15 protein-coding genes are annotated in these 14,699 nt (G+C 54.2%); 11 read left to right on the forward strand and 4 right to left on the reverse strand.

Annotation, left to right across the window (positions count from 1 at the left end):
• Window positions 1-195 precede the first annotated feature (195 nt).
• From HMPREF2958_RS02250 to HMPREF2958_RS02275, 6 genes are all read left to right on the forward strand, one after another.
• On the forward strand, window positions 196-528 hold the full coding sequence (locus HMPREF2958_RS02250) for a rhodanese-like domain-containing protein (protein WP_004005850.1): 333 nt from the start codon (window positions 196-198) through the stop codon (window positions 526-528).
• Window positions 529-705: 177 nt separating this feature from the next.
• The gene (locus HMPREF2958_RS02255; RefSeq protein WP_070696180.1) at window positions 706-2,211 is read left to right on the forward strand and encodes an anthranilate synthase component I family protein; all 1,506 of its coding nucleotides are present in this window, start codon (window positions 706-708) and stop codon (window positions 2,209-2,211) included.
• Window positions 2,208-2,999, forward strand: coding sequence for an HAD-IIB family hydrolase (locus tag HMPREF2958_RS02260; RefSeq protein ID WP_070696182.1), 792 nt, complete (start codon window positions 2,208-2,210; stop codon window positions 2,997-2,999). The genes HMPREF2958_RS02255 and HMPREF2958_RS02260 overlap by 4 nt, the downstream gene beginning before the upstream one ends.
• Window positions 3,000-3,197: 198 nt before the next feature.
• Window positions 3,198-3,908, forward strand: coding sequence for a C4-dicarboxylate ABC transporter permease (locus HMPREF2958_RS02265; RefSeq protein WP_070696184.1), 711 nt, complete (start codon window positions 3,198-3,200; stop codon window positions 3,906-3,908).
• Between the two features lie 158 nt (window positions 3,909-4,066).
• Window positions 4,067-4,648: an orotate phosphoribosyltransferase gene (pyrE, locus tag HMPREF2958_RS02270; protein ID WP_070696186.1), complete on the forward strand. Its 582-nt coding sequence runs from the start codon at window positions 4,067-4,069 to the stop codon at window positions 4,646-4,648.
• Window positions 4,649-4,770: 122 nt separating this feature from the next.
• The gene (locus HMPREF2958_RS02275; RefSeq protein WP_070696188.1) at window positions 4,771-5,511 is read left to right on the forward strand and encodes a TrmH family RNA methyltransferase; all 741 of its coding nucleotides are present in this window, start codon (window positions 4,771-4,773) and stop codon (window positions 5,509-5,511) included.
• A gap of 105 nt (window positions 5,512-5,616) precedes the next feature.
• Here the strand turns inward: HMPREF2958_RS02275 and HMPREF2958_RS02280 are convergent, their stop codons facing one another.
• From HMPREF2958_RS02280 to HMPREF2958_RS02290, 3 genes are all read right to left on the reverse strand, one after another.
• Window positions 5,617-6,657 (reverse strand): ornithine cyclodeaminase, encoded by a 1,041-nt coding sequence (locus HMPREF2958_RS02280; RefSeq protein ID WP_004005844.1) that lies wholly within the window; start codon window positions 6,655-6,657, stop codon window positions 5,617-5,619.
• A gap of 176 nt (window positions 6,658-6,833) precedes the next feature.
• The gene (locus HMPREF2958_RS02285) at window positions 6,834-8,417 is read right to left on the reverse strand and encodes an amino acid permease (RefSeq protein ID WP_070696190.1); all 1,584 of its coding nucleotides are present in this window, start codon (window positions 8,415-8,417) and stop codon (window positions 6,834-6,836) included.
• A gap of 372 nt (window positions 8,418-8,789) precedes the next feature.
• Window positions 8,790-9,095 (reverse strand): hypothetical protein, encoded by a 306-nt coding sequence (locus HMPREF2958_RS02290; protein ID WP_070696192.1) that lies wholly within the window; start codon window positions 9,093-9,095, stop codon window positions 8,790-8,792.
• 207 nt (window positions 9,096-9,302) lie between these two features.
• Between HMPREF2958_RS02290 and fbaA the strand changes: the two genes are divergently transcribed.
• From fbaA to HMPREF2958_RS02310, 4 genes are all read left to right on the forward strand, one after another.
• Window positions 9,303-10,328: a class II fructose-bisphosphate aldolase gene (gene fbaA / locus HMPREF2958_RS02295; RefSeq protein ID WP_048755365.1), complete on the forward strand. Its 1,026-nt coding sequence runs from the start codon at window positions 9,303-9,305 to the stop codon at window positions 10,326-10,328.
• Window positions 10,329-10,502: 174 nt separating this feature from the next.
• Entirely contained in the window at window positions 10,503-11,264 is a 762-nt protein-coding gene (locus tag HMPREF2958_RS02300) for a hypothetical protein (RefSeq protein WP_070696818.1), read from the forward strand.
• 269 nt (window positions 11,265-11,533) lie between these two features.
• A complete protein-coding gene (locus HMPREF2958_RS02305) occupies window positions 11,534-12,340 on the forward strand; it encodes a hypothetical protein (RefSeq protein WP_246827993.1) in 807 nt (268 codons plus the stop codon).
• Between the two features lie 36 nt (window positions 12,341-12,376).
• Window positions 12,377-13,075: an alkaline shock response membrane anchor protein AmaP gene (locus HMPREF2958_RS02310; protein WP_246827994.1), complete on the forward strand. Its 699-nt coding sequence runs from the start codon at window positions 12,377-12,379 to the stop codon at window positions 13,073-13,075.
• Window positions 13,076-13,190: 115 nt separating this feature from the next.
• Here the strand turns inward: HMPREF2958_RS02310 and HMPREF2958_RS02315 are convergent, their stop codons facing one another.
• Window positions 13,191-13,793, reverse strand: coding sequence for an arsenic metallochaperone ArsD family protein (locus HMPREF2958_RS02315; protein ID WP_070696196.1), 603 nt, complete (start codon window positions 13,791-13,793; stop codon window positions 13,191-13,193).
• Window positions 13,794-14,141: 348 nt separating this feature from the next.
• Here HMPREF2958_RS02315 and HMPREF2958_RS02320 point away from each other — a divergent pair, with 348 nt between their 5' ends.
• Window positions 14,142-14,654, forward strand: coding sequence for a PTS sugar transporter subunit IIA (locus HMPREF2958_RS02320; protein WP_070555215.1), 513 nt, complete (start codon window positions 14,142-14,144; stop codon window positions 14,652-14,654).
• Window positions 14,655-14,699 lie beyond the last annotated feature (45 nt).

Genomic DNA, 14,699 nt, shown 5'->3' on the forward strand with positions numbered 1-14,699 from the left:
CAGTGTATACCTGTAAAATGCATATGTATACAGATGTTTGTGCAGAAATTAGGCATAAATTCCGTATTTACTCTGCATGAAATCTCATGTCTAATGGTGGGGCTGGGGTGTATTGCGTGCACGCGCGCGTGCCTTATGACCTCAAAATTTTGTAGAGTTGATAATGTATCTCACGAGACTATAGAGGAGAATCCCATGAATAACGTACCCCAGGTAACCCCTGCCGATGTTCCTGCCGGTGCCAAGATTATTGATGTGCGCGAAGACTACGAGTGGGAAGGCGGCCACGTTGCTGGTGCCCAGCACATTACCCTAGGAACGCTGACCGAGCGACTCGCAGAGCTACCCAGTAAAGATGAAGAATTCTATGTGATCTGCCACGGTGGCGGGCGTTCAAACCGTGCGGCTGAATACCTGCGCCAGAACGGATACCAGGCGAAAAATATTGCTGGCGGAACAAGTGCTTGGTTCACCGCAAAGCTGCCCATGGAAAGCGAAAACGGGCAGGAACCTGCCGTCGTTCACTAATGACGCTACACCCTAAAACTTTGGAATATACCCCATCTGATTAGTGTATATAGCCAAAACGACATATAAGGATGCGGCGCCCCAGCCCCCGAAATGGCTGCCGGTGTCGCATCCTTTGTATTCGGGTCGAAGCCACGCCGCTCAAGACCGGCGGCAACGCACTCTACAATAGGAAACGTGATTCTTCAGCCCGATCAATACCCAACGCTGCACGTGCGCGCCCTCGACTTTGAGATAACGCCCGAGGCCGCATACCCCGTGATTGCTGCGGGTGCTCGGTACGCCTATTGGCTTGATTCTGCACGAGAAGAATCGCCCATGTCTCGTGTCTCGTATGTGGGTGTCGTCCCGCGTTGGGCGGCTGTGTTGCGCATCGAAAACGCATGTGAGGCAACAAACCCGACACCTTGGGATGCTCTCGATACTGCGCTTGCCAGCGTGCCTGAGCCCGACAATATTGCCGAGTTGCCCGAAGGCTTGCGCGGTGGTTACGTGGGCTATTTCGGGTACGAGGCGCGCGCCGCCCTGCACCCCGGGCGCATCGGATACACGCCCCGGCACACGGCGCAAACCCCGGATTCTCTCTGGATGCCCGCCGTGCGGTACCTGGCCTATGAACATGAAACCCGCCGCGCGTGGCTGGTGGGCGACGAACCCTGGCTTGAAGGAATTGAGCCGCGTTTGCGCAAAGTGGCGCGGGAAGATTCTTTGTGCGACGAGATATTGAGCAATAACGCGCCTAGTGGCGATAAACCGTTGATCCAGCATGTGGAGCATCTGCGCTTTGAAGCCCCTGAGCGCGAAAGCTATTGCGCAGATATTGAACGTGCACAATGGCATATTTATGAGGGGAATAGTTATGAGGTCTGCCTGAGCGCCGAAAGCACCGCGCGGGTAGAACATCCTCTCACGCCAGATCAGCTTTTTGAGCTCTACCGCACTCAGCGCAAGCACAATCCCGCGCCCTATGCCGCTTATTTGCGGTGTGGCAATTTCTCGGTGCTTTCATCGTCTCCCGAGCGTTTTCTGATGGTCGATACGCACGGAAACGCCGAAACAAAGCCGATTAAAGGGACGTGCCCGCGCGGCGCGAATCCTCAGGAAGACGCCGCTGCGGCTCACTGGCTGCAGCACGATGCGAAAACCCGCGCCGAGAATCTGATGATCGTCGATCTTTTGCGCAACGACCTCTCGACGGTGAGTGACCCCGCGAGCGTTCAGGTTCCTGTACTCATGGGTGTGGAAAGTTATGCAACGGTGCATCAGCTTGTTTCAACCGTCACTGCGCGCCTTAAACCCGAAATTTCCGCAGTGCATGCCAGCGCGGCCTGCTTCCCTGGCGGATCTATGACCGGCGCGCCTAAGCCCTCAACAATGAATATTATTGAGGATCTGGAGGCGCGCCCCCGCGGCGTATACTCGGGTGCTCTCGGGTTCTTCTCGGCGGATGGCGGCGCCAATCTCTCTATTGTCATACGCACCTTGGTTGCACACGATAACGGGCTTATAACCCTCGCCGCCGGCGGCGCGATTGTCGCCGATTCAGACCCGAACGCCGAGTACGAAGAAATGTTGACGAAACTGCGTGCGGCGCTTCCACCGAGTGTGGGGCGCATCGTCGAAAAGGGTGTGAGTAAGCAGAGCGTCGCCGCGACCGACCGAGAAAACTCAGGGGTATCATGAATTTTGTCTTCGACATCGACGGCACCACCAGCTTTAACGGCATGGTGATCGAACCCGCCATTGAGCGCGAAATTTATGCGCTGCTGCAGGCGGGACACCGCGCAGTTTTTGCCTCCGCCCGACCGGTGCGAGATATTCTGCCCATGCTCTCTGAGGATGTGCGCACGCATAGCGGGTTAGCGCTGATCGGCGCGAACGGTTCACTGCTGTACCGGGACGGGCAGCTGCGTGCGCGGGAACACCTAGATGCACATAGTTATGCAAAAATTCGGGATCTTATCGAACGTCACGGGCTGCACTATATCGTGGACTCCCTGGATTCTTACGCCTTTGATTTGCCCGATGCGCATGTGCTCGTGGAACGGCTAAACCCTGAGGGAACGGACCGCCTAGTTTCCTTGAAAGACCTGGAGAATCCGGTCAAAATAATTCTGCTTGACATCAATGATCCGCATCTTTACGCCGAGCTTGAAAAGACTATCGCGAGCCTAAACCTGCATGTGACTAAGCACCAGGATGCCACCACGAGTATTGACCTGGCGCCCGGGGGAGTGCATAAAGTTTCGGCTCTCCCGCAGGCGCTTGGCGCGCGTCCGGGCGAAAAACCCGATCCTTATATCGCGTTTGGCAACGATATGAACGATGTAGGGCTGCTTGAGGGTGCTCAGTATGCGGTCGCGGTGGGCTCGCATGAAGCCTTGCTGCCGCTCGCAAATCTGACGGTGGACCCGCATCCGGATGCGGTCGCCGCCGCCATCCGCGCACTCGCTTCCTCGTCCGCCTTGTAAAAAGGCTCTTTATTTATATCAAGTGGGTTTTAATGCTTTATTCACTATCAAGGCTCTATTTGATGCGGCATGTTCGGTGCAGTCTGAAATCCGACGAACCATCGCAGAATACCCCTATTTCACATAATTTCGGCTATGCTCTAGAGGTGGTTTCACAAAACCAGCTTTCCGCACACAATATTTGAAGGAGCATCACCGATGAGTGAAAACATTACGTCCGGTCAAGAAAAACCGCAGAATTCCCCGTCTGTTCAGCAAACTTCTTCTCAGCAGCCTATGATGCAGCCCGCACCGACAGCTTACGCCGCTGCAGCTTCAATACCAGCCACTCGCCCCAAAATTACGGCGTTGGCTATGACCGCTTTTATAGTCAGTCTGGCGTGCGCGCTCTTACGCCTCGTTGAGTTCGGTACCATGAGGTCTGCCATGAGCTCTTTGCAGACTGTGGCTGCGATGAATGGCGGGCAGTCACTCAGAAACTACAATACTCTAGAATCGTTTGTGTCCTTTATTTCTCTTCCGCTGTTCCTCAGCATTATTCTGTACATCCTGTTTGGTGTTTTCATCTACCGAGGATACAACTGGTCGCGTATCGTCATGACCGTTATTGCTGTTTTGGCCCTTGCCGGTATTGTTTTGCACACGTTTATCACATCGGCGGCTTTGAGCGGCATGAATGAAGAGAGGTCATCGCTCGCGCCCGGTTTTACGTCTTCCCTTTCTACGCTCATTGTGATCTACGTGGTGTTGTTTATCGCTAACGTTGCCCTGATTGTTTTCTTGTGGATGCCCGGGACCAACAGGTTTATGCGTGATTCCAAGGCGTACCGTCTGGCACAGAATCCGATGGCTCAGCCCACAGTCGTACAGGCGCAGCCCGTTCAGCCCCAGGCGCCGTACCAGAACTAACCTGCATATTTAGGCAGTAGGTGCTAAAAAGGCTCTTTATGTGAATAAAGAGCCTTTTTTACGCGGCAGAGAGCCGGGACGCACCCCTAAAGGCACCTAAGGCATAGCCCTACACCCACCGCCAGCCCGTGCCCGGGGTAACCCGCTAAACTTGAAATATGACTAAACTTTCCGAAACCCTGCCTATTGAAGAAGCCCGCGAACGTCTGCGCCAGCTCATCTCCGAGCTTGCCGTGGTGCGCGGTAAAGTGACTCTTGCCTCCGGGAAAGAAGCCGACTACTACGTCGACTTGCGCCGTATTACCCTGCATCACGAAGCGTCGCGCCTGGTCGGTCAGGTGATGCTCGATCTGCTCGATCGCAACGGCATCGAGTTTGAGGCCGCCGGTGGTCTAACGATGGGTGCCGACCCCGTTGGCTCCGCAATTATGCGCGCGGCGGGCGATCAGGACCGCGCTATCGATTCGTTTGTGGTGCGTAAGGCGCAAAAGTCCTACGGCATGGGTCGCCAGGTTGAGGGGCCTAGCGTTGAGGGTCGCCGCGTGGTCGCCGTTGAAGATACTTCCACCACTGGAGGGTCTGCGTTAACCGCCGTGGATGCGCTGCGCGCAGCGGGCGCCGAGGTCGTCGCCGTCGCCGTCATCGTAGACCGTGCAACCGGGGCGAAAGAACATATCGAAGAGGTTGCCGGGGTCCCCTGCTTCTACGCCTACTCCAAGGATGATTTAGGGCTCGACTAGGGGCTTTATAGGTGCCCGCGCGTGCCGGTAGTTAGCGGCGTGCGGGCATTGCCGCACCGCCCGCCCCCAGATTCCTTCGCCGCGCATCCGGCACTATATGTACGCGCCATCAGAAAGAAACCATGAGTTCCCCAAGCCATCAGACCCCCCTTAACCCCTCAGATTTCGGGCAGGAACCCCGCGTGAACGAGTCTGCAGAACCGCAGAATACACCGCAGGAGTACCCCGAAAGCGAGGCTTTTGGAACGCCTCGGTTTGAGGTTGGAGTCGGCCCCTGGGAGGGCGAGTGGCCTGAGGGCGACCATTGGGATGAACAGCTTCTGCGTGAGGGCGACCGCCGCAATGTGGTGGATAAGTACCGTTACTGGAGCATGGAGGCGATTATCGCCGACCTTGATACGCGCCGCCATGATTTTCACGTCGCGATCGAGAATTGGCAGCACGATCTGAATATCGGTACCGTGGTGCGCACCGCGAACGCCTTTTTGGCGAAGGAAGTGCATATTATCGGTAAGAAACGCTGGAACCGGCGCGGTGCGATGGTGACCGACCGGTACCAGCATGTACGGCATCATCCCACGATTGAGGACTTTGTGGCGTGGGCGCAGGGCGAGGGGCTGGACATTATCGGCATCGATATTTTTCCAGACTCGGTGCAGCTTGAAACCTATGATCTGCCGAAAAACTGCGTGCTGGTCTTTGGGCAGGAAGGCCCAGGGTTGTCGGAGGAAATTCACGCCGCCGCACGCGATACGCTCTCGATCGAACAATTCGGTTCAACCCGCTCGATGAACGCGGCAACCGCCGCCGGGATCGCGATGCACGCCTGGGTACGCCGCCATGTTTTCGGGCAGACACCTTAAAGCAAATACACCGCGAGCAGGTAGGATTTTGCCGAAAAGGTAGTAAAATCCTACCTGCTCGGACCAAAAACCACCTGCTCGCGGTGTTGTGTAGGGGAGTGGACTCTAGCCTACCGGAACGTTCACGTTCACGAGCGAGAAAAGATCCTTCGGATCGTCCGGGTTCGCCACCAGGTCAATGAACTGCTGCAGATCGGTGCCCCGGGTTGCCTCGCGTGCATAGCGCAGTGCCGAGAAGTCGGCGATCGCAAAGCCCACCGAATCGAAGAGAGTAATCTGTTCATCCGAGACGCGCCCGGGCTCTTCGCCAGTCAGCACCTTCCAGAACTCCACCACAGGGAAGTCCGGGTCCTTCTGCTGAATTTCACCTTCGATGCGGGTCTGCGGCGGGAACTCCACGAACACTGTCGAACGATCCAAAATCTCGCTTTCCAGCTCGGTTTTGCCGGGGCAGTCGCCTCCAATAGCATTCAGATGCACGCCGGGCTTCACCTGCGAATTTAGAAGCACCTTTGCCTGCTGTTTATCGGCGGTGCAGGTGGTAATAATATCGGCGTCTGCAACGGCCTCGTCCACGCTGGATGCGGCATGAATCCTGAACCCCAGCGGCTCTAGATTACGGCGGAACTTCTCGATAGCAGCGGGATCAACATCGTACACCACAAGGTCTTCGATGCCGAGGACGGCGCGCATCCCAAGGGCTTGGAACTCGGACTGTGAACCGGCGCCGATCATCGCTATCTTCCGCGAATCCTTGCGTGCCAGATGTTTAGCCACCATGGCAGAAACAGCGGCGGTACGAAGGGCGGTCAGCAGGGTCATCTCCGCGAGGAAAACAGGGTATCCGTTATCCACATCAGCCAGCAGACCGAACGCGGTCACGGTCTGGTATCCACGTGCAGGGTTCGAGGGGTGCCCGTTCACATACTTGAAGGAATAGATGATGTTATCTGAGGTCGGCATTAACTCAATCACGCCGAAGGGGGTGTGGGATGCTACGCGCGGAATCTTATCGAAGCTCTGCCATTTCTTGAAATCTTCTTCCAAGAAATTCACCATACCGGCAATAATATTCCCAACGCCGTCACGCTGAATCCACTGCGCCATGGATGCAACATCAACAAATTCAACCCTGTGGTCGGTCACGATAAATCTCCTTAGTCGTGAGAGGCTGACATGAAATACTGAACCAGTATATCAGCGGTCAAATGTATAGATTATTACTGTGATGTATATAATATTCCCCGGAATACGCTGACAATATGCATGGCATTATGTCAGCGTAGTGTGTGCAATATCCGGAAAATAATGTGTGTAAAAAGCTACTTCCGATCCTCATCCGAATCATCGTCGTGTTCGGCAAGTTCCGTGAAGTAATTCTTGTACACGCCCTCATTCGAAAGCTTACGCGCCATCGGAGGAGCCGCAATCACCGGAACAGCGCCCGTGAAGCCCTCACGAACACGCGCAACCTCATTCACGCGATCGCGCACCACAAACCAACCAATAATGAGCAGCGGAATCACGAAAAGAAGCGAGATGAGAGTCCATGTGCCCACGGGGTAGTCGAGTGCCATCAGCACAATAACAATAGCCATGAAGGTCAGAACCGACCAGTCGGCAAAGCGCCCGCCGGGAGCACGGTACTCGGGGCGTGTGTACTTTCCTTCCTTGGCCAGCTTGAGGAACTTCTGGTGCGAGAGCGAAATAGCAACCCAGGATGCCATCGTACCGAAGGCCGCAATATTGAGCACGACCTCAAACGCCTGTTCGGGAACAATGAAATTCAGAACCACACCGAAAAGCCCCACCACGCCGGTCAGCAGAATACCCGCCACCGGAACGCCGGACTTAGAAACCTTAGTTGCGAACTTCGGCGCAGACCCGGCAACACCCATCGAATGCAGAATACGACCGGTCGAATACAGGCCCGCGTTCAGCGACGATGCGGCGGCGGTAATCACGACCAGCTGCATGATCGGGGCGCTCGCAGTCACGCCAATATTGTCGAAGAAGGTCACGAAGGGCGACTCGTCATCGCTGTAGACGGTGTACGGCATGAGCAGGCACAGCAGCACTACGGCGCCCACGTAGAAGATAGCAATGCGCCACACCACAGCGTTGATAGCGCGCGGAATAATCTTCTTGACGTCCTTTGTTTCGCCGGAGGTGGTGCCCACCAGCTCGATACCGGCGTATGCGAACACAACGCCCTGCACGACGATTAACGCCGGAAGAATACCCTGCGGGAAGAGCCCCTCATGTGACATAATCAGCGGAATACCGGGCTGCACGCCTTTGATAGGCTGTCCGAAGATGAGGTACCAAATACCAACCGCCATGAAGGTCAGCAGCGCCAGAATCTTGATGAGCGCAAACCAGAACTCCAGCTCGCCGAAGAGTTTAACCGAGACCAGGTTCAGGGCCACGGTCACAATCACCACGATGAAGGCGGTGAGCCATTGCGGCAGGTCGGCAAAGAATTGGTTATATCGCCCAAACCAGGCAATATAGATAGCAATTGCGGTCGCATCCGCTACCGCCGTCATAGCCCAGTTGAGCCAGTACAGCCAGCCGGAGACGAACGCCGCCTTTTCGCCGTAGAATTCGCGGGTGTATGAGACGAACGAACCAGAGGAGGGGCGGTGCAGGATCAGCTCGCCCAGTGCGCGCAGGATCAGGTAGCCGAAGAACCCGCAGACGGCGAAAATGATCGCAAGCATAGGGCCGGCCTTTTCGAGGCGCCCGCCTGTCCCCAAGAATAGACCGGTACCGATAGCGGAACCGATCGCAATCATTTGAAGTTGTCGAGCGCCTAGCCCCTTGTGCAGACCTTCCTGCTCATGAGCGAAGGCGTCTTCGTGGTCTGGTCGCGTCATAGGTTTTTTAGGTGAATCGAGACTCATATTTTTCCTTATGACCTGCAGCGCCCAGTGGGAACGATGGTGTACCTTCTTAGAGCGCCACAATACGGTGTTGTTCCACGCGGATATATAGTAAATTCCGGAAGCCGCATGGAGTTTTTTAAGACTATAGCAGACCAAGTATAAGAATGTTACGGGGAGCACACCCCGATAATATGCGCGTCAATGCATAATGCACGTACTACTGTGATGCCGGGAATATTCCGAGAATTGTTATTGAAATTTAATAAATACAGTTTATTCCTTGCTATAGCAGGGAACATAAAATTATCCCTGGCTCACAGAAAAATATGTGTGTATTTATACAGGCAGGGTGTACAGGATGCGAGGAGACGGCGCTCGCTTTTCGTGGGTTTAGCTGCCGCCCAGTGCGTGAATCTTTCGGTCGAGGCGCTTCTTGCGGCGGGTCAGCAGCCACCAGCCGGGCACATGAAGCGCGGATTTGCGCCCCACCTCGATGACGGAGGGGAGCTTCTTCTTGGCGAGAGCGGTATCTATCTCAAGGTCGGTGGCACCTTCGGCGCGCATCCGCTCAATGAGAGCGAGGGATGTGGCGACGGGTCCACCTCCAATGACGTGCGCATCCATGCGGGCTTGAATCGCCGCGCGGCGTTCTTGCAGGCGTGCCAGCCGTGCGTTCTTAGGGTTATTTTCACCCATTCGGCGTTCCCCTCATTATGATGACAATGACTCTCAAATACGGGCTAAAATGCCTCATCAAAGCCCGAAATAAGCCGAAAAACCGGCGCTTTCAGTCTACAGAAAACCCTAACCCCCTTGGTAAAATAGTCTCTGTAGATGGCGTTCAGACGCGCCAACAAAACCACGGGAATTTACGTTTTCCCGCACCCTAGTCAAGGAGTCAGCATGGCTATTGCAACCCCCGAAGTCTACGCAGAGATGCTGGAGAATGCGAAAGCAAAAGGCTTCGCCTACCCGGCAGTAAACGTCACCTCCTCGCAGACCCTCAACGCCGCCCTTCGCGGTTTCGCTGAGGCTGGTTCTGACGGTATTGTTCAGGCATCCACTGGTGGCGCAGCGTACTGGTCGGGAGCATCGAAGAAAGATATGGTCGCTGGTTCCCTGGCATTCGCGGCATACGCTCGTGAGATCGCCAAACAGTACGACGTGAACATCGCGCTGCACACTGACCACTGCCCCAAGGACAAGCTGGATGGCTTTGTTCTTCCCCTGCTCGCCGAGTCTGAAAAGGCTGTGGCGCGCGGCGAAGACCCCATCTTTAACTCCCATATGTGGGATGGTTCCGCTATTGATCTTGACGAGAACCTCAAAATTGCGGCTGAGCTTCTGGAGCGCACCAACAAGGCAAAGATTGTGCTTGAGGTTGAGATTGGTGCCGTTGGCGGCGAGGAAGACGGCGTTGAAGGCGCTATTGACGACACCCTGTACACCACCGTTGATGACGCGGTGAAGACCGTTGAGGCTCTGGGTCTGGGCGAGAAGGGTCGCTACATTGCGGCGCTGACCTTCGGTAACGTGCACGGCGTGTACAAGCCCGGTAACGTGCACCTGCGCCCCGAACTGCTCAAGCAGATTCAGGACGAGATCGGCGCTAAGTACGGTAAGGAGAAGCCGTTCTCGCTCGTGTTCCACGGTGGTTCCGGTTCGACCGCTCAGGAGATTGCGGATGCGGTTTCCTACGGTGTGATCAAGATGAACATTGATACCGATACCCAGTACGCTTTCACCCGCCCGGTCGCCGGTCACATGTTCACCAACTACGACGGCGTGCTCAAGGTTGACGGCGAGGTCGGCAACAAGAAGGCATACGACCCCCGCGTGTGGGGCGCTAAGGCTGAAGAGGGCATGGCAGCTCGCGTGGTTGAGGCTTGCCAGCAGCTCGGCTCGGCAGGCACCTCGCTGAACAAGTAGGTAATGCTTAGCCGGTTTGCCCCGGCATCAGAAGGCTCTTTATTCCAATAAAGCGGGTTTTCCACCGCTTTATTGGAATAAAGAGCCTTTTTAGTATGTGTGTGAGAGGTCTGCCGGGCGAATCCGGCGAAAATAGTCGCCGTCGTGAACGGTGTGCATGATAGTTTTATATTTATGAGTGAGCAATCATCGAGAGAGAACTTTGTCGAACAGAATCCGCAGGATGCGGTAAAACCCTGGGCAGCGTCGCAGCCTTCCGACGATCAGGCTTCGACGGTACCGAGACAGTATGCGCATCCGGGAGCTGCGAACCAAACGGAGGCGTCCATAGCCGTGACGACGGCATACCCCAAATTCCCGTTCCGTTGGCTGTATGGGGTGCGCATCGTAGTCACGGCGGTGAGTTTATGGCTCAGCGTGCGGATTCTCTACAAACTTGTTACCACGATTCTTGATGGTTATGTGTCGCTCGCCCTCACAGAAATTATCGAAGCACCGCAGGTTATTGGATATCCGGTCTATGAAATCATGCAGATTATCGCGGCAATACTATACCTGCGGTCCAAAGGCCTTGGCTATATTCTGGGCGTGAATATCCTCGGTTTAATCGTCCAGTTGCCCTCGCTGCCTAAACTGATTGAGAATCTTCTGCGCTTAGATATTTTCTTTGAATATGCCAAAGCTTCAACATACTTAGACTGGGGACTGTACATTATTAATCTGGTTCTGTGTATATTCTTTATCATCATTGTGATTCGCGAATATTCTCGCCGCCAGAGAATGAAGACGACTCAGACTCAGCCTGCTTACGCGGCGGCTCCACATACTTATGTGCCGCAAACCCCTGATGTGCCAGCACAGACGCAGGGAGCACAAGCGCAAACCGCACAGTCTCAGCATGCACAGCCTCAGAACCCGCCGGAGCCTTTAATGTAGCAGGTAGCCAGCTGTGAAAACATATGAGTGCCCCGGACTCCTTCAAGGAGTCCGGGGCACTCTCATATAAACATTCGGGAACGAACGCTACCCGTGTGGAAATGCGCGCTCTAGCCGCCGCATCTGCTTATGTCAATGGAGCGGGTTTTCCAATGCTTTATTGACGTAAAGAGCCTTTTTAGTATGAGGAAATATGTAAGGAGTATATTCATTGAGAATGTTCAGGGGGTTTTCATAGAATATCCAGGGTGTAATCCTAGGGTGAAAATATGAGTACTGACCATGACTTTTCGCCCCATAATTCTGCTCGCGATGCACCTGCCGCTCAAAGCAGCCGCAAGGTTCCTTGGTCGGGTATGGTCGATGGTGCCTCGGCAGATAATGAACTTCCTGCGTATACGGCACTTTACGGCCAGCTGGGGGATGAGGAACTCGTGATCCGCCCTAGTGGAGAGCCGGAAAATGATGCCGAAAAGCCGGAAAATCCCACAAGTTCAGGAAGTCCCGTAAAATCGCTAGAGAAGGCGCACGATTCAGTGGAAGTCTCTGCGGCAAAACCCCTAGGGCTTGAGAATCTCAAGATATTCTATGTTCTTCGTATAGCTCTGGCGTATATTCCGATAGTAGTTATAGCTTATTCGTGGATAAACTCTATGGCGCGGTATTCAACTTCATATCGCGAAGAAACTTCTGTAAATCTGTTATCGGTTGAACGGCCATTATCCCATATAGCGATTCTTGGGTTTCTGATGATTCCTTATGCAGTATATATTACGGCCGTACAGACCCGCGCCTGCGCAAAATTTATACGGCGCAAAGACTATCCCTGGGTTGAAAAGGTGAATAACTATGGTCTTGTATTCTCTTTCGTGATGACCATGATTACCGTTGCATACGATAACCCCTTTGGGTGTCTTATGGTTCTTTTTGACCTTGGGGTGAGCATTGTTTTCGTGAAAATGATGGGTTCAGGGACGGCGAAAACTAAACCTGCTGCCCGACCCCTAAATATCGCAAACCTCGATAGTAAGGAAAGTTCAAACAACAGTCTCAGTGACGAAGAGGCAGAAAAATAGCGGGATGTGAACGATATGCGTGATAGCTTTGAATTTATGAGTGAGCAATCATCGAGAGAAAACTTTGTCGAACAGAACCCACAGGATGCGGTAAAACCCTGGGCGGAATCGCAGTCTTCCGGTTTTCAAGCTTCGACGGTACCAGGGCAGTATGCGCACCCGGGAGCCGCGGACCAAACGGAAGCGTCCATAGCCATGACGACGGCAGACCCCAAATTTCCATTCCGTTGGCTGTACGGGGTACGTATCGCGTTCATGCTGGTGAGCCTGGGGACGTCTGTGTGGGGTCTATATAACTACGTGGAGTTTATGGCTAAGTATGGATTCGAGTATTGGGATGCAGAAGATTTTCTGCACTTAGCGTTGACATGTGCATTTCTGGCATATTATGGCCTTCAAATACTCGCCGGTATCTTCTATCTCAGGTCTAAAGCGCTGGGATTTATTCTGAGCATCAATATTATTGGTCTGATCCTTCAAGCTCTAGAAATAGCAACGCTAATTGATGTGATCACCCATATGGACGACTTCTTCCAGTACGCCAATGGCTTGGCGTACCTCTACTGGGTCCTATATTTTATAGATATAGCTCTCTGCATCGTCTTTATCGTCATGGTGAGTCAAGAATATTCCCGCCGCCGGACGAATAGTACGGTTTGGACTCAGGGAGCACAAGCGCAAACCGCACAATCTCAGTATGCACAGCCTCAGAATCCGCCGGATCCTCTGATGTAGCCGGCACTCTGCCAGCCGTGAAAATACATGAGTGCCCCCGAACTTCTTCAAGGAGTCCGGGGGCACTCTCATATAAACATTCGGGGCGGGAACTACTAGTGCGGAAATGCGCGCTTTAGCCGCCGCACCCGCAGCCACCACATCCGCATCCGCCGGATTTGGTGGCGACTGAACCCTCAGAGGGAATGCCGTCACCGGTGTCGCCGCCCATGAGGTTCACGCGGTTACCAATATCGGGACCACCCACAACCTGGGGCTTTTTACCGGCGAGGGTCGCCGCGAAACCGGCGGGTTCGCGCAGAGCACCGGGCGCCAAATCGGGAATGGGGTTAAAGCCTGAGGAACCGCTCGGGCCGCATGCCGCCGCAGCCGCATTCGCCTTCGGTTTTTTGACTTTGTGCGCCTTCGAGAAGCGCGTAATCTGCTCGGCGGTCGGGTACATAAACGAGACCTTGACCTCGCCATTGACGAGCATAATCGGCAGAACGTCGGCACCGCTCATTGCAATCTGCTCAGCGACGGGTTCGCATTCCTCAAATGCTGAAGGGTAACTATCGGTTGAGTAAACCTCAATATCGACCCCCGAATCGAGTGCTTCCTGCGCGGCGCCCAAAAAGAGGGTTCGTTCCATATCGTTAGGGTCCTCAGGGTTCTCGCCCGGGCCCGGAATGAAAACCTCAAGGATGGTGCCGGTTAGTTCTTCGGTTTGCTCACTCATGCGGGAACACTTTCTCGTCGTTAGGGTTCAATCCTTCAATATGCTCTAAGTGTACTCGTGTTTACCCGATGCAGGGAGGGCTTACAAAAATACTGAGCGATCGGCGAAATCCCCCGGCGCTCTGGTGCTGTGTCTGCCGCCTGATTGAGCGGCTGCATCATGAAATATACTCTGGAAATTCGGCATATTATGCAGGCTGGGAATATTTTTTCAAAATCCCTCGACCTGTGGCGTACACGGTAACAAAAACCTGACGAGTACGGTATTCTAAAGGGCAAATACATGTATTTGCCTGTGTCGTTACACAAACGACATCTTTCGGGTGTTTACTACATCAAAGGAGATCTTATGTTTGGCTTCGGGAAGAAAAAAGCAGCGGCACCGACGGAATCGACCGCAACCGCTGATATTTATGTGGCACCGGTGACGGGGGAGTATCTTCCACTGTCTGAAGTTTCTGACCCCGTATTTTCGCAGGGTGTCATGGGGGATGGCTACGCCGTTAATCCTACGTCGAATCTGATTGTTGCCCCTGCGGCAGGTACGATCGCCCTGATTCAAGACACCATGCATGCCTTTATGCTGCGCACCGATAACGGCGGCGAGGTGCTGGTGCACATCGGTATCGATACGGTAGATCTCAATGGCGAAGGCTTTACCTCGCACGCTAAGGTGGGCGATAAGGTTGAGGCGGGTGCCCCCATTATTGAGGTTGATTGGGAGGCTATTAAGGATCGTATTCCCTCCAAGGAGACGATGGTGATGGTTACCAACACCCCCAAATTCAATATTGTGAAGGACTCCGAAGAGCGCCGCACCGTCAACGCGGGCGATCACGTGGCGGAAGCGACCAAGAAGTAGAAGACGCGTAGAGCCTTGTGATGCTTCGACAGGGCAGAAGGCACT

Source organism: Rothia sp. HMSC036D11 (assembly GCF_001814205.1).
In the GTDB taxonomy this organism is placed as follows: Bacteria; Actinomycetota; Actinomycetes; order Actinomycetales; family Micrococcaceae; genus Rothia; species Rothia dentocariosa.